At 58.2% G+C, this 19,032-nt stretch carries 18 protein-coding genes, 1 tRNA gene and 1 pseudogene; 2 read left to right on the top strand and 18 right to left on the bottom strand.

The genetic code is table 11. The features are described from left to right. Window positions 1–17 precede the first annotated feature (17 nt). The 10 genes from yajC to ELE36_RS05885 all read right to left on the bottom strand — a co-directional run bounded on the left by yajC (window position 18) and on the right by ELE36_RS05885 (window position 7,292). Complete coding sequence (yajC, locus tag ELE36_RS05930; protein ID WP_129832196.1) at window positions 18–347, bottom strand: preprotein translocase subunit YajC; 330 nt, start codon at window positions 345–347, stop codon at window positions 18–20. Window positions 348–458: 111 nt separating this feature from the next. Continuing rightward, window positions 459–1,568: a tRNA guanosine(34) transglycosylase Tgt gene (gene tgt / locus ELE36_RS05925; RefSeq protein ID WP_425480907.1), complete on the bottom strand. Its 1,110-nt coding sequence runs from the start codon at window positions 1,566–1,568 to the stop codon at window positions 459–461. Between the two features lie 68 nt (window positions 1,569–1,636). Then, entirely contained in the window at window positions 1,637–1,945 is a 309-nt protein-coding gene (locus ELE36_RS05920; RefSeq protein WP_129832194.1) for a type II toxin-antitoxin system RelE/ParE family toxin, read from the bottom strand. A gap of 5 nt (window positions 1,946–1,950) precedes the next feature. Beyond that, complete coding sequence (locus ELE36_RS05915) at window positions 1,951–2,214, bottom strand: YlcI/YnfO family protein (protein ID WP_165371494.1); 264 nt, start codon at window positions 2,212–2,214, stop codon at window positions 1,951–1,953. Between the two features lie 97 nt (window positions 2,215–2,311). After that, complete coding sequence (queA, locus tag ELE36_RS05910) at window positions 2,312–3,433, bottom strand: tRNA preQ1(34) S-adenosylmethionine ribosyltransferase-isomerase QueA (RefSeq protein WP_207215873.1); 1,122 nt, start codon at window positions 3,431–3,433, stop codon at window positions 2,312–2,314. A 9-nt stretch (window positions 3,434–3,442) separates the two neighbouring features. Beyond that, window positions 3,443–4,045: a response regulator transcription factor gene (locus tag ELE36_RS05905; RefSeq protein WP_129832192.1), complete on the bottom strand. Its 603-nt coding sequence runs from the start codon at window positions 4,043–4,045 to the stop codon at window positions 3,443–3,445. A gap of 76 nt (window positions 4,046–4,121) precedes the next feature. After that, window positions 4,122–5,309: a sensor histidine kinase gene (locus ELE36_RS05900; RefSeq protein ID WP_129832191.1), complete on the bottom strand. Its 1,188-nt coding sequence runs from the start codon at window positions 5,307–5,309 to the stop codon at window positions 4,122–4,124. Window positions 5,310–5,350: 41 nt separating this feature from the next. Then, complete coding sequence (locus ELE36_RS05895; protein WP_129832190.1) at window positions 5,351–5,626, bottom strand: hypothetical protein; 276 nt, start codon at window positions 5,624–5,626, stop codon at window positions 5,351–5,353. Next, on the bottom strand, window positions 5,623–6,396 hold the full coding sequence (locus tag ELE36_RS05890; RefSeq protein WP_129832189.1) for an ABC transporter permease: 774 nt from the start codon (window positions 6,394–6,396) through the stop codon (window positions 5,623–5,625). Before ELE36_RS05890 ends, ELE36_RS05895 begins: the two co-directional genes overlap by 4 nt. Beyond that, the gene (locus ELE36_RS05885) at window positions 6,396–7,292 is read right to left on the bottom strand and encodes an ABC transporter ATP-binding protein (protein WP_129832188.1); all 897 of its coding nucleotides are present in this window, start codon (window positions 7,290–7,292) and stop codon (window positions 6,396–6,398) included. Before ELE36_RS05885 ends, ELE36_RS05890 begins: the two co-directional genes overlap by 1 nt. A 293-nt stretch (window positions 7,293–7,585) precedes the next feature. Between ELE36_RS05885 and ELE36_RS05880 the strand changes: the two genes are divergently transcribed. Continuing rightward, window positions 7,586–9,094 carry an aminotransferase class III-fold pyridoxal phosphate-dependent enzyme gene (locus ELE36_RS05880; protein WP_129832187.1) on the top strand — a complete coding sequence of 503 codons (1,509 nt, stop codon included), beginning with the start codon at window positions 7,586–7,588 and terminating at the stop codon, window positions 9,092–9,094. Window positions 9,095–9,137: 43 nt separating this feature from the next. On the opposite strand, the gene ELE36_RS05875 is transcribed toward ELE36_RS05880, so the two are convergent. Beyond that, entirely contained in the window at window positions 9,138–10,316 is a 1,179-nt protein-coding gene (locus ELE36_RS05875; RefSeq protein ID WP_129832186.1) for a right-handed parallel beta-helix repeat-containing protein, read from the bottom strand. A gap of 870 nt (window positions 10,317–11,186) precedes the next feature. After that, the gene (locus ELE36_RS05870; protein WP_165371493.1) at window positions 11,187–12,047 is read right to left on the bottom strand and encodes a poly(ethylene terephthalate) hydrolase family protein; all 861 of its coding nucleotides are present in this window, start codon (window positions 12,045–12,047) and stop codon (window positions 11,187–11,189) included. A gap of 894 nt (window positions 12,048–12,941) precedes the next feature. Between ELE36_RS05870 and ELE36_RS05865 the strand changes: the two genes are divergently transcribed. Beyond that, window positions 12,942–13,361: a PsiF family protein gene (locus ELE36_RS05865; RefSeq protein ID WP_129832184.1), complete on the top strand. Its 420-nt coding sequence runs from the start codon at window positions 12,942–12,944 to the stop codon at window positions 13,359–13,361. An 81-nt stretch (window positions 13,362–13,442) separates the two neighbouring features. Here ELE36_RS05865 and pip read toward each other — a convergent pair whose 3' ends face one another. The 6 genes and pseudogenes from pip to pheS form a co-directional block, all read right to left on the bottom strand. After that, complete coding sequence (pip, locus tag ELE36_RS05860) at window positions 13,443–14,402, bottom strand: prolyl aminopeptidase (RefSeq protein WP_129832183.1); 960 nt, start codon at window positions 14,400–14,402, stop codon at window positions 13,443–13,445. A gap of 90 nt (window positions 14,403–14,492) precedes the next feature. Continuing rightward, window positions 14,493–14,568, bottom strand: a tRNA-OTHER gene (locus tag ELE36_RS05855). A 112-nt stretch (window positions 14,569–14,680) separates the two neighbouring features. Then, window positions 14,681–15,037 carry a MerR family transcriptional regulator gene (locus ELE36_RS05850; RefSeq protein WP_129832182.1) on the bottom strand — a complete coding sequence of 119 codons (357 nt, stop codon included), beginning with the start codon at window positions 15,035–15,037 and terminating at the stop codon, window positions 14,681–14,683. Next, on the bottom strand, window positions 15,018–15,317 hold the full coding sequence (gene ihfA, locus ELE36_RS05845; RefSeq protein ID WP_129832181.1) for an integration host factor subunit alpha: 300 nt from the start codon (window positions 15,315–15,317) through the stop codon (window positions 15,018–15,020). The genes ELE36_RS05850 and ihfA overlap by 20 nt, the downstream gene beginning before the upstream one ends. Window position 15,318: 1 nt before the next feature. Beyond that, entirely contained in the window at window positions 15,319–17,697 is a 2,379-nt protein-coding gene (gene pheT, locus ELE36_RS05840) for a phenylalanine--tRNA ligase subunit beta (protein ID WP_129832180.1), read from the bottom strand. Between the two features lie 90 nt (window positions 17,698–17,787). Further along, window positions 17,788–18,717: pseudogene (gene pheS, locus ELE36_RS05835) on the bottom strand (phenylalanine--tRNA ligase subunit alpha); the annotation flags it as partial. Between the last annotated feature and the right edge of the window lie 315 nt (window positions 18,718–19,032).

Genomic DNA, 19,032 nt, shown 5'->3' with positions numbered 1-19,032 from the left:
AGGCCTCGCCGACAAACTCAGGCGGATTTCAGCGTGCCCTTGGGCAACACCGTAGTGACCGCGCCTTTCTGCAATTTCAACTTCACATTCGGCGCCACTTCGAGCGTGATAAACGATTCGCTGATGTCGTCGATGCGCCCCAGCAGGCCGCCCGTCGTGATCACTTCATCGCCCTTGGCCAACGCCGCGACCATAGTGCGTTGTTCCTTGGCGCGCTTCATCTGCGGGCGGATCAGCATGAAATAAAAGATGCCGAAAAGAATAACCAGCGGGGCAAATTGAAGCAGTGGATTTGTGGCCGCGCCGCCCGCTGCCTGGGCATACGCATTGGAAATCAGAAAATCCATAAGGCTCTCGATAAGGTTCTGGCGCGCACCATCCCCTATGGTTGGCGGCGTACAGCAAAAGGGGCCGGATTATGGCATGGCAAGGCGCCGAAGTGCGAGTCAGGCGCAGCGCTAGTCCACGCCGGCCTGCTGTCCGGCATAAAACGCGGCGACAAAATCTGCCAGACGGCCATCGGCAATCGCTGCACGCAGGCCGGACATCAGCTCCTGATAATAAAATAGGTTGTGGATAGTGCAGAGTTGCGGCGCGAGCATCTCGTTGCAGCGATCGAGGTGGCGCAGATAAGCGCGCGAGAAACCGCTACGGCAGGTGTAACACGCACAGGCCTCGTCGATCGGGCGCGTATCGAGAGTGTATTTGGCGTTGCGGATGCGCAGCACACCGTGACGTGTGAACAGATGACCGTTGCGCGCATTGCGGCTTGGCATCACGCAATCGAACATGTCGATGCCGCGCCGCACCGCCTCGACAATATCCTCAGGCCGACCGACGCCCATCAGGTAACGCGGTTTGTCTTGCGGCATCAGCGGCAAGGTGGTTTCAAGGGTGTGATTGCGTTCTTCTTCGGGCTCGCCGACCGCAAGACCACCGATCGCGTAACCATCAAAACCGATATCGATCAGCGCCTTCGCCGAGCGTTCGCGCAACTCCGGATACACGCCGCCCTGGACGATGCCGAACAACGAATTACGACTGCCTTCATGCGCGCGTTTGCTGCGCTCAGCCCAGCGCAACGACAACTCCATCGAATCGGACGCCTGCTGCAGCGTTGCCGGATATGGCGTGCATTCGTCGAAGATCATCGCGATATCCGAGTCGAGCACACGCTGGATACGCATCGATTCTTCCGGCGACAGAAAAACTTTCGAGCCATCGACCGGCGATGCAAACGTCACGCCCTCCTCGCTGATCTTGCGTCGCTTGGCCAGGCTGAAAACCTGGAAGCCGCCGGAGTCGGTGAGGATCGGCTTGTTCCAGCCGATGAATTTATGCAGCCCGCCGAACTCACCGACGACATCCAGCCCGGGCCGCAGAAACAGATGAAAAGTATTGCCGAGAATGATCTCCGCACCGATCTCGACCAGATCGCGCGGCGTCATCGCCTTGACCGAACCGTAGGTACCGACCGGCATGAAAGCAGGTGTTTCGATGCTCCCGCGCGCGAAGTCGATGCGGCCGCGGCGTGCGGCGCCATCGGTGCCCAATAATTGAAATTGCATACCACTCATTTAACGTGTTTCCGGGTTGGATAGAGTTGTTTCAGCACGCGTTTTGATCGTGTGCATGATCAATAATAATCGTCTTCGCGCTGATGACGTACGGCTAGTACGGTAACGGTTTTGGCATCTTCAATTTCAAACAGCGCGACATAACCAGAGGCGCCGAATGCAATCACCAACTCGCGCAGGAATGAATTTTCGAGCGTGGCCTTGCGACAACTGAATGGCGAGTTTTCGAGCAGACCGATGCCATGACCGACCGCTGTGAGAGCCGCATCCGCAATAGACCAATCGCCATCGTCGCGCTGCAGGATAAAGTCGTAAAGCCGCGCCAGATCGGCCTGCGCGTCCGCCGTGAAACGAACCCGAAAAGACATGCCGATTATTTCGACTTGGCTTTGGTCAATCTCGATGCCAGACCTTTCAGCACCGTAGCAGATGAAACATACAACCCCGTGCGCCGCGCCTTGTCGCGCGATGCAAGGCCACGCGCCACAAACTCATCCTGCCACTGGCGACGTTCGATATTCGCGCGCACGGATTGCTCGACAAAGCTCGAAAGAGTTTCGCCTTCCAGCAAAACTTCTTCCGCCGCTTGGCGCAAAGCCGCATCGACGCGCAATGACGGAAATGTGGCAGTTTTCATGAGCTTTCCGATGCGTTGCAATTGCGATGCATGATCGCGCATGGCTAAACGTATTGCAACTTTGGCAGTCGAATCTCGCTATCGCGCACGCAAACTCTCAGGCCACCGCTTTCTGCGCCGGCAAGATCAACATCGCATCGCCGTAAGAGAAAAACCGATAACGCTGCTCGACCGCATGCTTGTACGCGGCAAGCATGAGATCGCGCCCGGCATACGCCGACACCAGCATCAGCAGGGTTGATTCGGGCAGATGGAAATTCGTGATCAGCGCATCGATACTGCTGAAGCGATAACCCGGGAAAATGAAAATCTGTGTCTCGCCGGCGAAGGGTAAAACCGTGCCATCGCGCGACGCCGATTCGAGCGCACGCACCACGGTCGTACCGACCGCAATCACGCGGCCACCCGCGGCGCGCGTCTGCGCAATTTTTGCGCACAAGGCCGCGCCGACATTCAGCCATTCGCGATGCATCACGTGATCCTGCAGCCGCTCGGCGCGCATCGGCTGGAACGTACCGGCGCCGACATGCAGCGTGACATAACCGAAATCCACACCGCGCGCACTCAAGGCATCGAGCAAGGCTTGATCAAAATGTAGCCCCGCGGTCGGCGCCGCAACCGCACCGACTTCGCGTGCGAACACGGTCTGGTAGCGTTCGAGATCGGCGTTGTCCGCCTCGCGTTCGATGTACGGTGGCAGCGGCATGCGGCCAACGCGTGCGAGCAGCGTTTCTAGCGCCTCATCACCTTCAAATTGCAGCACAAAAAATTCGCCGTCGCGGCCGAGCACGCGCACTGGCGTGCCATCGTCGAGCAGAAACACGCTATCGGGTTTCGGTTTCTTGCTCACGCCAAGTTGCGCACGCGCCTGATTCCCGCCGAGCACACGTTCGATCAAAATCTCCACGCGCCCGCCGCTTTGCTTGCGTCCGAACAATCGCGCCGGCAGCACGCGCGTATCGTTGAACACCAGCAGATCGCCGGGGCGCAGCAGCGTCGTGAGATCGCCAAAAGCGCGATCGGTAAATTCTTCTTTCGGGACATCAACGCACAGCAAACGACTCGCCGAGCGTTGCGGCAACGGCGTTTGCGCGATCAGCTCGGGCGGCAGATCAAAATGGAAATCGGATTTTTTCACGGTGAGCGCGATCGATGGCGGTTCGCGATTATCGCCGATTCCTCCACAAAATTTACGTTGCTGCGCAGCCGCAGCAGACATGTCGTTGCGCTACAGCCAGCCTTTCTGTCGCGCCAGACGATACGCCTCTATGCGATTCGATACTCCGAGCTTGCCGATCGCTTCGGACAAATAATTGCGCACCGTGCCTTGCGACAGATGCAGTTGTTCGGCAATGTCGGCGGCGACCATGCCTTCACCAGCGAAGCGCAGGACCTGACGTTCGCGATCGTTGAGCGGATCGTCGCCGGACCACGCTTCGAGCGCGAGTTGTGGGTCGATCGCGCGACCGCCGCGATGTACTTTGCGCAGTGCTTCGGCGAGCTGGTCGGCCGGCGCATCTTTCAGCAAATAACCCGACACGCCGGCTTCGAGCGCACGACGCAAATAACCAGGACGCGCGAACGTCGTCAGGATCACGACCTTGCAGGCGAGGCCACGATCGCGGATGCGTTGCGCGAGTTCGAGGCCGGTAAGGCGTGGCATTTCGATATCGGTGACAACGACGTCTGGCAGTTCGCGCGCCGCCAGAGTCCACGCTTCTTCACCATCGGCGGCGCAGCCGATCACGTCGAGATCGGATTCGAGTTTGAGCAGTGCCGACAACGCGCCGCGCACCATTGCCTGATCTTCTGCGAGGATGACGCGGATCATCGGAATTTCGCTTTGCGATTTTTCATGTCACGCACACTAACAAGCGTCGCATGCGGACTCAACGTTCGCGACGATCTCACGCCGCGCTTTGCGTCATCACGGGTGAGCCGTGTTGCGCCATCGATGTATGCGGTGGCGGCGGCAACGGCAGACGCACGCACAAGGTGGTGCCGGTCGCACGCGAGGATTCGATGCTCAGACTCGCGCCGATCAGGCCGAGACGCTCGCGCATTCCGGCCAGTCCGTTGCCGGGAACGATCGCGCCGCCGCGGCCGTTATCGCTGATCGACAACTCTATCGTGCCGGAATTGATAGCCAGCAGCAGTCGCGCTTGCGTGGCGCGTGAGTGACGCTGGATATTCGTCACGGCCTCGCGTGCGGCCATCGCCAATACAGTTTCGATTTCGGCGGGTAACGCGCAGTCGACGAGATGGTAATCGAAATGCACATTGCTCGATTCGAGCATGAGTTTGGCCGCGGCGACTTCAGGCACGAGGCCGGCGGCGCGAATGCCGGTGATGGCACGACGCACCTGCGCCAAGGCATCGCGCGCGACTCTTTCGACATCGATCACTTCGCGCCGCGCGGCAGTCAGATCGCGCTCCCACAAGCGATTGGCAAGCTCGGATTTCAGCGTGATCAGCGATAACGTGTGACCGAGCAGATCGTGCAGATCACGCCCGATGCGCTCACGTTCGGCAAGTGCGGCGAGACGGCGTACTTCGTCATGACTGAGCTTGAGTTCGGCATCACGCTGATGCTTGCGCGCGAGCATGATGTTCATGACGCATACCACGATGCCGAGCACGGCGGTATTCAGTAAAAAGACTAGCGGGAATCCGAGCAGCGACCATTCCGCACTGTAGGCCAGCAGCAGGCCGGACATGCACTGCAGCGCAAAACGAGTGCGACCACAAAACGCCAGAAATGCACACGCATAAATGATGTAACCATTCGCGCCGGGATTGAACGGCGTGATCAGCAAACCCAGTGCCGCAATGCCCAGCGTATGCCACAGCAACTGGCTGCGATCACGATAATACGCACGAAAATACAGCCACAAAAAAGCAAAAAAACTGGCGATGGTCGGCCACAACCAGTGCGGGAATACATCGCCGGGCGTGACCAGCGGCGTGGCGAAAATCCAGAAAGACCAGATCAACATCATGATCGGCAACCAGCGCGTATCACCATGCTGATTTACGCCATAGGCTTCACGGCTGCAGATCAATGAATTTTCGGTGGGTTCGAAAATAATGAACATTTATCCAGACTCCGTGGCGTCACACAAACAGAATTATCGATCTAGCGACTGCGCGCAACAATGGTGTCGGTGCCGACCAAAGCATCGTTCTTGATGCCGTCAAATCCGCTCATTTTGGACACGAAAAAATTTGCGGCGATAGCAACTTGCGTATGGCTATGTTTCATCGCGGTTGAGTGCGGCATCCATGGCGTCATCGCGGCAAATCCAATGCCCATCAACACGGCAAGCACGAAGCGGAATTTCAGATGGTATGACATATTCTTTTCTCCAACATTTATCGATAACCGATCAACACAACACTGCAACTCACTCATCCCGCGCGCTGCAAACGCCGTTGGGCGATAACGAACAGGGTCACGGTCATGACGACAAGCACGGCACCGTGCATCGCCTGAAAACCGTCGCTGCCCTGCCCGATCACGCTCAGGGTGAGTTGCGACAAATGATACGGCGGCCACAGCGGCGCGATCTGCGCGACCAGGTTCGGCAGCATGCGCAGCGGCATCCACAATCCCGATAGAAACGCCATCGGCAGATAGATCAGATTGATGATCGCGGGCGCGGCTTGCGCACTGGCGTAACTGCCAACCACCAGACCCAGCGCGCAGAACGGCAATACGCCGAACACCGCGAGCAACATCAGGCCCAGCCACTGCATCGGCAATAAACGCACGCCGCCGAGACTGCTGCTGAGGATCGCCAACGTCACAAAGATCAGGAAAGCAAACAACATCGCCATGAGCATTTTTGCGCCGAGGTACGCGCCTGCCGGCATCGGCGCAACACGTTTGAGTGCAAGCCAGCCGCGCTCGCGTTCCGTCGCCACGGTGATGCCGAATCCGAACAAACCTGGCGCCATCACGCCGAACACGCAATACGTCGCGAGCAGGTAGTGTGCCATCGGATTATCGCCGCTGGAATGCCCGCCCATGAGCACGCCGAACAGCACATAAAACATAGCCGGGAACAACAGCGTCGGCACCGCGAAACTCGGCGTGCGCAACAGCCGTATGAATTCGTAGCGCACTTCTAATGCATAACTTGCGATCAGTGCGCCGCGCGGAAAAGTCAGACTAGTATTCATCACGCTGCCTCCTTGGTGATTTCGACAAACGCTTCGGCCAGGCCGGCGCGGCGAACTTCGAGTTCGCGCACCTGGGTATCTTCGAACAACAGCTGGCGCAATACCGGCTCGGGCTGCGCTGTGGTGATCTCCAGCCACTCGCCTTTGCGGCGAACTTCGCGCACGTCGCTCCAGCCCGCTACCAAGGTTTCGGACAAGGTAGATATGCAACGAATCTGCTTGCCGCTGACGCGTGCGCGAATCTCCTCAAGACTGCCATCGGCAATCACGCGACCATGCGCTAGCACGCTGACACGATCCGCCAGCGCTTCGGCTTCTTCGAGATAATGCGTGGTCAGCAACAACGCACAACCTTCGCCGACGAGTTGCCGAATCGTCGCCCACAAGGTTTCGCGCGCTTCGATATCCAGGCCGGTAGTCGGCTCGTCGAGGAACAGTGCCTGCGGATTGCCAACGATCGCCAAGGCAAATTGCACGCGTCGCTGCTGACCACCGGACAAGCTCACGTAACGATGCTTGAGCAAGCTGCCAACACCGGCCAGCGCAACGATATCGGCGACGCTGCGCGGCCGCGGATAATAGCTGCGAAACAGCGTGATCAGTTCGAGCACATTCAAGGTGCCCGGAACGCCATCAGTCTGCAGCATCACACCAATGCGTCGACGTGCATCAAGGCTGCCCGGTGCGGCGCCGAACAATGTGGCCTCGCCTTTGTCAGGACGCGCAATGCCAAGCATCAGCGCAATAGCGGTAGTCTTGCCGGCGCCATTCGGACCGAGCAACGCCAGCACTTCGCCACGACGCAATTCGAGATTGACCTGATCCAGCGCGAGCTGCTTGCCATAGCGTTTGCTGGCGTCGCGCAAACTGGCAATCGTTTCAGTGGATCTATTCATCGCAGACCTCCGTTGACTGGCGCTCAGATTAAGCAACAGTCGGCATCGATCACAGTCGCGCGCATCACGACTTGCGCATGACAGATGTCAGCTGTTTCGCCGCAGCCTGATGCCCGTATTCGCGCCATACGAAAAACAAAGTGGTTCCATCCACTGGCAATAAAGCGGCCCCTGCGTCAGACCATAGGCACATGTTATCCTTGCGGCTTGCGGGATGTTTTTGCCTGCCCAATCAACACTAAAATGGCGCTGCAGCTGGATCGCGGCGCTGTTTCACTATCCGGAGAAACCACATGCACGCACTCATCCAGAAACTTCAGCAAATGCGCAACAGCGGCGGTGCCGTGCGCACGACCGGTCTGGATGATGCGGCAGTGGAACGTCTCGCCGGGCTGTATCCGGAACTGGTGCAGGCCATCGAGGAAGCGTTCGCGGCGCAGCAAAAGCTCGTCATCGAAATGCCGGAACTGCTCAAGCTCGACGAGCAGGATCAGCTGCTGCGCATCCAGGCCGACTTCATCAATTTTTATCCCGACGATGCGATCAACCCATATGTCGCGCTGGCCGCGCGCGGGCCGTGGGTGGTCACACTGAAAGGCGCGGTGCTGCATGATTCCGGTGGCTACGGCATGCTCGGATTCGGCCATGCGCCGCAAGCCGTGCTGGACGCGATGAGCCAGCCGCACGTGATGGCCAACATCATGACACCGAGCGTCACGCATCTGCGTTTTACTGAAGCGCTCAAGCGCGAACTCGGCCACACGCGCGGCGGTAGTCCGTTCAGCAAATTTCTGTGCCTGAATTCCGGCTCCGAAGCGGTCACGCTCGCTAGCCGACTGGTCGACGTCAACGTCAAACTCATGACCGATCCAGGTGCGCGCCACGCTGGCAAGATCGTGCGCCGGCTCGCGGTCAAGGGCGCGTTTCATGGTCGCACCGAAACTCCGGCGCGCTACTCCGATTCGAGCCGCAAGGCCTATGCGCAATACCTCGGCAGCTATCGCAACAACGATTCGCTGATCACCGTCGAGCCGTACAATATCGAACAACTGCGCGCCGCCTTTGCCGACGCCGACAAAAATGGCTGGTTCATCGAGGCGATGTTTCTGGAACCGGTCATGGGCGAAGGCGATCCGGGCCGCGCGGTCACGCCGGAGTTCTATGCCGCCGCACGCGAACTCACGCGCGCGCATGGCAGCCTGTTTCTGGTTGACTCGATCCAGGCCGGTTTGCGTGCACATGGCGTGCTGTCGATTGTCGATTATCCGGGTTTCGAAAAATTCGATGCGCCCGATATGGAAACCTATTCCAAGGCACTCAACGCCGGGCAATATCCGTTGTCGGTGCTGGCCGTCACGCCGCGCACCGCCGAGCTGTATCGCAAGGGCATTTACGGCAACACCATGACCACCAACCCGCGCGCGATGGACGTCGCCTGCGCTACCTTGCAAACGCTCACGCCGGCATTGCGCGCCAACATCACGCAGCGCGGCCACGAGTTCGTCGAGAAACTCAATGTGCTGAAGAATGAGCTCGGCGGCTTGATTACCAAGGTGCAAGGCACCGGTTTGCTGCTGTCGTGCGAGCTCGCGCCGCAGTACAAATGCTACGGCGCCGGCAGCACCGAGGAGTACTTGCGCGAACACGGTTTTGGCGTGATCCACGGCGGTGTCAATTCGTTGCGCTTCACGCCGCATTTCGGCATCACCAGCGCCGAGATCGATCTGATCGTCGGCGGTATTCGTCAGGCTCTGATCAGCGGCCCACGCATGGCCGAAATTGCCGAGGCGGTTGCAGCCTGAAGCCGCACGCCCGCGCCATGCGATGCATCGGCGCGGGTTGTTTTTAGTGGCAGGTTTTTATTGCTTCAAAGCCGTCGCAGAAAATTAGATCTGGCACGAATTCATAAGCGCCGATGTCGAACGCGGCGTTGCTCGGTCGCAACTGTGTCGCGGTCGGTTGAACATATTCCTGCGTCGGCAGCAGAGATCGTTCTGCACTGCTGCCGGGATCTATTCCGGCATCAATCGCCGCTGAGCCGGACTGAAGTCGATAGTCGACGTTGCCGATATCCACGAACATCGGATTGCCGCCCGAATAATTGTGCGAAAGCAGCGTGCCCGGCTGGCTGCTGATCGTGCCGCCACCATAGAAAATATTATTCGTGGCGATCACCGCACTGGCCGTGCTCGCGGCAATCTGCAGAAAAATACCGGCACCTTTATCGTTGACAAACGTATTGTTGACGACAAAAAGCCTATCGTCCGCATTCATGCCATCGGTCTCGCTGCGATAGTCGAGCATCGCGGAATTTGGCGAAGTTATCGGCTGCTCGACGAGGTTGCCGATCACGTAGGAAAGCCCACCGTTCGGCAAGTTGATTTCGTAACTTTCGCTACCGCTCGCATCGCCGCTGAGGCGGTTGTACAAGATCTCGTTCTGCAGCGCACGGGACTTCAGCAGGTGTCCGATATACGCGCCGTGCGAATAGTTGTATTGGAAAATCAACTTGTCGACATGATTGATGTACAGGTTGTGCGACTTGCCATCACCGGCGCCGTTGTGCGCGAATTCGCTGGACTCGATGATGATCGTGCTGCCGGATTTGTCGCCAGCAAGAATGCCGTTTTCGTTATCGTGAAAATAGGCGTGGCGCACCGTCAGATTCACACCTTCCTGGCGGATGCCGGCGCCGTTGGCGTCGGGCACGTGACAGCCTGAGAATTCGATATTATCGACTACGGTATCGTTGCCCGCGATCACCCAGATCGCCTTGCCCTGTGCATTCTGATTCGCCGCGTCAATATGCGGCCGGCCATTGATACCTCTCAGCGTCAACGCATTTTTCGTCCATGCGCAGACGTCGCCGTTATAGCTGCCCGCAGCATCGATCTGGATCGTATCGCCATCACTCGCCGCGGCAATCGCAGCGCACGGCGTTGCATAACTCTGGCCGGGGCCGACGTTGCGGGTGATTGCCTCAGCAGAATTGGCTAGCCCGAAGCCAAATATCGCCAGCAGCAAGCCAGTATTTCGTCTACCGAAATTTGCGTGCCTCAGTCGAACATTGGTTTTGGTTTCGCCAGTATTGTTCACGGAACTTGGGGATTGGCGCGAATGAAGGCGTTGAGAATATCCGAATACTCAGCTTTGCCATAACGCGTCCGCGCGCAAATTCGAAAATCGCCCATACATGCGGCGGCCATAATAACCAGTGTTTCCGGAATCAGTGATCAGCATCACTGCTCTGGATCGCCTTATCCCACGGATCATTCGACGACCGGCCGCTCTCGGCCAGTACCAGCCGGTCGCAGCGCGAAGCGGATTGCCCAGGAGCGGACGCTGGGTTTTCCTTGGCGTGACGGGTTGCCGATCCCGGGTTTTATGGAAAGTGTCCAGGCTCACAGCGTAGAACACGGCGCGTGTCCGGTTTAGGCAGAAAATTGCGTATTCTTGGGGGCATCCTTGAAACGTCTATTTTCATTACTGAAAGACCGGCATCGCATCGTAGGGGGCGTTGGTAGCCATTTCCTGAGACGAACTCGTCATGCGCTTGTCGACTATCGCCAGATAGCTGATCGCCCCACCGCTGTTGGTCTCGCGGTCACCGCTGGAGACAACGTCCGCTGCGCAGGCGTTCACCAATCAATTGTGCGCGGCAGCGGCCCTGGCAACGGGGCGTTATCACGCCGCTGCCCACGGGCAGGTTATGGGGGCCGTCCGGCCCCCAGAGAATCACCGAGGCAGCCGATGGCGACGCGTAAGTTCCGGGAGCGAAGGGCGCCACTGGGCGAATGACCGTCACGTTGGCGCCTATATGTTCTGCTAGGCGAAGACGCGGCGGACGTGCCGCTTAAAGCGCGATCGGCCGCAACGGCGCAGCACGCCACAAATTCAGTTCGGGTTCGACATGCGCAGCGTGACGAAGGGTGAAAGCAAGCTACCAGTAAGCCACCCGCACATCCCGACGGAATCGTTGAGATGCGTCTCCAAGAAGGCGGTGGAGCTCGAAAGCATGAAGGTCTGTGCCTGCGCGAGTGAAAGAGTGGGCTGGGTGCAAAGACTACAGGACTGGCCGCACGCATCTGGATTCGAGATGAAGCTCGCGATTCCCGCCCCGCCAAGCGTCCATTCGTAAGCCGGCCGCGCGGAAATCGCTGCCTGGAATATTGTCTGGTAGTTCTGCGCTGCAGGCGAGCAAGAATTCAGCCCCGGTCCGCTGTCGAGAGTCTCGCCAAGAATTCCCAGCGGCTTGGCAATGTCGGCAACGGGTTGCGGCACGATGTTCGGAACTTGGACAGAATAAGAGCCATTGTTTGCATTACTGGGATCGAACACAAGCATGGTTTTGACCCGCGCATCGCTGGCAGACGCCATCAGCGCCAGCTTCCCGCCTAAGGCATGTCCGCTCATCGCGATTCGCGTCGACGCTACGGAGACGGGCAGCGCGCCGGGGACCAAGAGGTCGGTCAGGACCTTCTGCAGGTCTAGTGCCACTGCAACATGGTCCGGAAAAAAATCCGACGGCCCCTCGGCGCGAATTACAATATAGCCCCAGCTGGTGAGATGGTGTGCCCAGTCGGCATACGCCGCCGACGTGACGTGGTACCCCGGCTCAAAAATAACAAGCGGACGCTGGCTGGTGCCGACCGGGTAACTCGCGGTCCAAGGGGTGGAGCGTGCCGCACGGGTGCTCGTTCCCGATACCGTGGCGACTTGGAACGGTCCAGACTGAGCGATATCCGCGCGCTCCATCGTTTCAAATCCGCTCCCCAAAAGAGTGTCTCCGTTGCACGACGCGGCACGAACCTCCGGCGCGCCCGCTGAGGCAAATCCTATAGCCAACCACATTGTCCACCCATACGCTAAAGAGCTACCCGCGCCGAGCTCACTTTTCCGAATGATTCGCATTTTCCTGTCCATGTTAGCTCTCCTCGGGTTCTTGATCATTCCAGTATATGTTGATTTTCACGTGGGAATGAGCCGACGTTTTCATCGAAAATTGAGCTGCCGTCTACCGCGCAGCGACTGCCTTTCAGAACCATTTCACGGCTTATTCGGAAATGAAAAAATCGAGCTAAAGTGGCTTAATCCTACGCGGAAATAGACAGTGTGTTGTATCCGCTGTTCGCTGCGGGTCAACGTATCGACCCTAAACACATTCTGCGCGAATCGATTGCGGCGAGTTGGCGGATACCGACTAGTCCTAACGGCCAGATATCGATCCACGGAGAGCAAGTTTGCACAAAATTAGTGCGATTTTCATTACGGACTTTAGATGCTTATTACGGACTTTAATTGTTGCGATCAGCTTTGCCGAAGTTCGCGAGCATCGGTTCGCATGAGTGAGAATCCCTTGCAACAGACTTCTGAATAGCAGTCACTCGCGACCGTCCGCAATGGGTCGAAAGCGGCCTTTCATCACTCATAAGAACCCGCGAGCTGACCACCGCGCCAACACTGCGATCACAATCGATCAGCGTCCGCACTTAGCAGTAACGCTGCTTAATCGCCGCCAACGCACACTGAATCCGCGTTAACGCGACATCGTAAATTTCTGCATCGCGCCTGTCGCACGGCATGGCGCAAGCGTAGACTCTGCGCACCGGCTCACTGTCGGCGTCGACCACCCACACATGGAGATACACAATGAAATTCGCAGCAAAGACGTTTATCGCTTTCACTCTTGCCTGCACGCTGGGCGCGTCGGCGGCTTTTGCTGCTGATCGCACGCCTACCCCCTCAGGCAAGACGCTGACGCCACAGCAGCAGAAGATGAGCGATTGTAATCAGGGCGCCAAGGCTCAGAGTCTGAAGGGACCGGAGTACAAGGCCTTTATGAGCGAATGCTTGAAGAAAGACAGCGGCGCCGCTGCAACTCCCGCTGCAGCCAAGCCAGCCGCTGCCGCGACCGCTGCTGCAACGCCAGCGCCTGCCGCAACCCCCGCGGTGACGCAGCAGCAAAAGATGAAAACCTGCAATGCCGATCCGCAGGCCAAGACCTTGAAAGGCGATGATCGCAAGAAATTCATGAGCACGTGTCTGAGTGCTCCGGCTGCAGCGCACTAAGTTCTCCGCAACACCATTCAAAAGCCGAGCCTGTAATGGGCTCGGCTTTTTTGTGCCCGCAATGGATGCCGGCAATCTGGTTTAGCGAAAACGATCCGTGGCGCGGATCAGCTCATGGACGTTGCCCGGTTCAAGCGCTGAATGTCCGGCATCGGCGACGATGCGCAAATCAGCTTGCGGCCATGCGCGATGCAGATCCCACGCGCTACGCATCGGACATACGACATCGTAACGACCCTGCACGATGACTGCCGGAATATCGCGCAATCGCGCAACATCACGCAACAATTGATCGTCGCATTCGAGAAAACCACCGTTGACGAAATAATGGCATTCGATACGCGCGAAGGCGAGCGCGAATTCGTCGCCCGCACTCGAAGAAATATGTCCTTTATCCTGAAACAGGTAACTCGTGCTCGCCTCCCATATCGACCACGCTTTTGCTGCGGCCAGCCGCTGCGCTGAATCGGTACTCGTCAGGCGGCGGTAATAGGCGCTCATCAAATCGCCGCGCTCGACCTGCGGAATCGGCTTGAGATATTCCTCCCATGCATCCGCGAACAGCGCACTGCAACCGTGCTGATAAAACCATTCGAGCTCCCAGCGGCGCAGCATGAAGATGCCGCGCAATACCAGCTCGGTGACACGCTCGGTATGCGTTTGCGCATAGGCCAGTGCCAATGTCGAACCCCACGAGCCGCCGAATACCTGCCAGCGCTCGATGCCGAGATGCTCGCGCAATCGCTCGATATCGGCGACCAGATGCCAGGTAGTGTTATCGGTGAGTTCCGCATGCGGCGTCGAACGTCCGCAGCCGCGCTGATCAAACAATACGATGCGGTAATGCTTCGGATCGAAGAAACGTCGCGCATTGCTGTTGCAACCCGCCCCCGGCCCACCGTGCAGAAACACCACCGGCTTGCCGGCAGGGTTGCCGCATTGTTCGTAATACAGGGTATGCAGCTCGGATACTGGCAGCATGCCCGTATCATAAGCAGCAATTTCGGGATACAAGGTGCGGCGCTCGTGATTTTCTTGCATGTTCCACTCCGGCACAATCAAACCGGAATGGTAACAGCGGCATACGTCTGGCGCATGCTAAACACGGCAACGGCGATGCAGTGACGCGATTGGTCGGGACGACCGGATTTGAACCGATGACCCTCTGCCCCCAGGCAGATGCGCTACCAGACTGCGCTACGCCCCGACATGGCGATACTTTGTAAAGCGGGCGCGATTGTAACAGAGGCAACCGCGACTGGTGCTGATTTTAACAGGGAGTCACACGCACGGCACCGCATACCGCCGTTTCAGCAGAACTATCTGCGCAGGATCAGCAGCACTTCTTCGAGCTCCATGCGAACCTGGCGCACGATCTGATTCGAGATGCTGGTTTCGACGCGCGATTGTTGCCCTTCGAGACGCTGGCGAGCGCCGGTGATGGTGAAACCTTCGTCGTATAACAGACTGCGGATTTGCCGAATCATCAGCACATCGTGACGCTGATAATAACGTCGATTGCCGCGCCGCTTGACCGGATTGAGGTTGGAAAATTCCTGCTCCCAATAACGCAGCACATGCGGCTTGACGCCACACAGCTCGCTGACCTCACCGATCGTGAAGTAGCGTTTTGCCGGAATAGCCGGCAGCTCGGCGTTACTGCCCTGATCCAGCATATGCTTCGACCCGGACCTTCAATTTTTGACCTGGACGGAACGTCACCACGCGGCGCGCCGAGATGGGAATCTCTTCGCCCGTCTTGGGGTTGCGTCCGGGACGCTGATTTTTCTTGCGCAGATCGAAATTGCCGAAACCGGACAGTTTGACTTGTTCGCCACGCTCCAACGCATCGCGCACCACCTCAAAAAAGGCGTCGACGAATTCCTTGGCTTCACGCTTGTTGAGGCCCACGTCTAGAAACAGACGTTCCGCCAATTCCGCTTTGGTCAAAGCCATGCTACCCCCGTAACTTAGCACTGAAATGCTGTTCCAGGGCGCGCACTGCCTGTGCCACACAATGGTCGGCGTCCTGATCGACAAGAGTGCGCGTTGCGTCCTGCAAAATCAAGCCCAAGCCGAGGCTTTTTACACCGTCGCCCAAATTCGCACCGCTATACAAATCGAACAGGAAACAGCGTTTCAGCACGTCACCCAAGGCGTTTTGCACGCAATTCCGCACCTGCGCGTAACTCACATTGTCGGGCACGATCATCGCGATATCGCGTCGAATACTCGGGTAACGCGGCAACTCTTGCGCGAGCGGCAAGGTGCCGTCGGCGAAAAGCGCGTAGTCGATCTCAAAGATATACACCTCGGCATCCAGATCCAGCGCCTTGCTCAAACGCGGATGCAGGTTGCCGATCACGCCGATCGATTTTCCGTCCAACCACAACTCGGCCGAACGCCCCGGGTGCAGATACGGCAGATCGGCCGCACGCCACTCAATCGCGGCTTCATCCAGGCTCAATGTGAGCACACTTTGCAGGTCGGACTTGAGATCATGGAAATCGATCGCGCGCGATGCACCGGCCCAGCTTTCCGGCGTCGACGAACCACAGGCGACTGCGGCAACGCGCAAGCTTTCCTGCGAGCCAACCTCGCCGGCGTGATAGACACGCCCGAGCTCGAACAGACGCACGCGCTCCTGCTGGCGGCGGCGATTGTGCTGCAGCGCGGCCACCAGCCCCGGCAGCAACGACGTGCGCATCACCGCGAGATCGACCGACAACGGATTGGCAAGTGTGGCGGCGCCAGCGTCCAGGCCCCAGCGTTCGAGCCATGCCGCGGCGACAAAACTGTAGTTGATCGCTTCGAGATAACCGTGCGCGGTCAGGCGTTCACGGGCGCGTTGCGGTGCCAGTTGCACTTCTGGCGCAAGGCCGAGGCGAAGTTGACCACTCGGCAAATTCACCGGCACTTTTTCGTAGCCATGCACGCGCGCGATTTCTTCGATCAGATCTTCTTCACGCTCGATATCGAAACGCCGCGACGGTGGTGTCGCCGACCAGCCATCGGCGAGAGTTTCGACCTGCATATCGAGGCCGCGCAAAATCGCGCCGACTTCGGCATCCTCCACCTGCATGCCGAGCACACGCGCCAGACGCGCACGCCGCAGCAAAACCGGCGGACGTTGCGGCAAATGTTCGGCTATGACCGCTTCGATCACCGGCCCCGGTTTGCCACCAGCAATTGCGGTGAGCAGCGCGGTTGCGCGCTCGATCGCGAGGCGTGGCAATTCCGGATCGACGCCGCGCTCGAAACGATGCGACGCATCAGTATGCATGCCGAGTTTGCGCGCGCGGCCCATGATGACGGGAGGTGCGAAGTGCGCACTTTCCAGAAATATATTTTGTGTCGAATCGCTGACCCTGGAATCGTAACCGCCCATAATGCCGGCGATCGCCAGCGCTTTTTGGCCATCGGCGATCAACAGAAAACCTTCGTCGAGTTTGGCCTCACTGCCATCCAGCAGTTTCAGAATTTCGCCATCTTGTGCACGACGCACGATGATCGCGCCTTGCAAGGTCGCATTATCGAATGCGTGCATCGGCTGACCAAGTTCGAGCATCACGTAATTGGTGACGTCGACCACCGCGTTGATCGCGCGCAAGCCGGATCGGCGCAGGCGTTCGCTCATCCACAGCGGCGTCGGCGCGTGCATGTCGATGCCTTCGATCACCCGACCGAGATAACGCGGACAATCTGCAGCAGCGTGCAGGCGCACTTCACGTACGGTCTGGATTTGTGCTGCAACAGCGGCGATCCCGGACTCCTGCAATGGCACGCCATAAAGTGCGGCAACATCCTGCGCGAGGCCACGCAAGCCAAGACAATCGGGACGATTGGCCGTGAGTTTTATTTCGACGGTCGCATCAGGCAAACCCAGATAATCGGCAAGTGCTTGACCCACGATTGCATCGTTCGGCAGCTCGAACAACCCGTTGCTTTCTTCGCTGAGCAACAGCTCCTTGGCCGAGCACAACATGCCTTGCGAATCGACGCCACGCAGCGCCGCGGCCTTGATCGTGAGACCGTTCGGCAAAGTCGCGTTGATCATCGCGAGCGGTGCTTTCAAGCCGATACGCGCATTCGGTGCACCGCAGACGATCTGCAAAAAATCTGCCGTGCCGATCGACACTTTGCATACTTGCAGCTTGTCGGCATTCGGATGTTTTTCGGCGCTGATAATTTCGCCGACGACGACACCGTTCAAGTTCTCGCCGAGGATTTGCAGCGACTCGACTTCGAGCCCGGCCATCGTCAAACGATGCAACAAACTCGCGCGGTCTGCCGGTGGATTAACCCATTCGCGCAACCAGTTTTCGGAAAATTTCATTGGAATCCGTTATTCGTGGGGCGAGTCGTAACCCGCCATTTTACTTTCGCCAAATTCGAAGCTGGGCTGCTTTAAGCCGCCGCATCGGACTCACGCAAACTGTTCGAGGAAACGCACGTCGTTCTCGAAAAACTGGCGCAGATCCTTCACCCCGTAACGCAGCATCGCAAAACGTTCAACGCCGAGGCCGAACGCGAAACCGGTATAGCGCTCGCTGTCGATGCCACAGGCTTCGAGCACGTTCGGATGCACCATGCCGCAGCCAAGCACTTCGAGCCAGCGTTCGCTGCCGTCTTCCTGGTCCCAGCGGATATCGACCTCGGCCGAAGGTTCGGTGAACGGGAAATACGATGGCCGGAAACGCATCTCGAAATCGCGCTCGAAAAACGCCGTGACAAATTCGCGCAAGGTGCCCTTGAGATCAGCGAAGCTGGAGGTTTCATCGACCAGCAAACCTTCGACCTGATGGAACATCGGCGTGTGAGTCTGATCCGAATCGCTGCGATACACCTTGCCCGCTGCGATGATGCGAATCGGTGGCTGCTTGCCTTTCATCGCGCGGATTTGCACCGGCGAGGTATGCGTGCGTAGCAGCGTGCCGTTGGGGAAATAAAACGTGTCGTGCATCGCGCGCGCGGGATGATGCGGCGGAAAATTCAGCGCTTCGAAGTTGTGATAATCGTCTTCGATCTCGGGGCCGTCAGCAAGCTGATAACCGAGCCGCGAAAAAATATCGGTGATGCGCTCGAGCGTGCGTGTGACCGGATGAATGCCGCCGTGCTCGACATTGCGGCCTGGCAAGGTGATATCGATGCGCTCGTCCGCCAGGCGTTGCTCGAACTCGACTTCTTCGAGCTCGGCCTTGCGCGCAGTCAGAGCATCCTGCCATTGCTCCTTGACGCGATTGACCAGCTCGCCGCGCGCCTTGCGCTGCTCCGGCGGTAGCTTGCCAAGGGTCTTCAGCTGTTCGGTAAGCAGACCGCTTTTACCGAGAATTTCGACGCGCACATCATCGAGTTCACGAATGCGTTCGCGGATGCGCGCCTTGATGCCACGCACTTCTTCGCTCAAATCGAGCTTGTCCTTGAGCTTTTCGAATTTGGCCAACAGCGCATCATCGCCATGGGCGTAACCACGCAGCGCTTCGATGGCGTTTCGCAGTTTTTGCAGAGAGTCGTGCATCGGTATGCGGCTCGATTATGGATAAGTGGCGGGATTTCGCGCTGATGATATCGCGATGATTGCAGCGCAGAAAAATCATGCCGCAGAAACGAAAATGGGGAGCAAGGCAAAGCCCGCTCCCCACGTATCGGATTGAATCGCTCGACAAATATG

It is taken from the genome of Pseudolysobacter antarcticus (genome assembly GCF_004168365.1).
GTDB lineage: Bacteria > Pseudomonadota > Gammaproteobacteria > Xanthomonadales > Rhodanobacteraceae > Pseudolysobacter > Pseudolysobacter antarcticus.
Note: the sequence above shows the minus strand (reverse complement) of the source record. Positions and strands in the feature narration are given on the sequence as shown.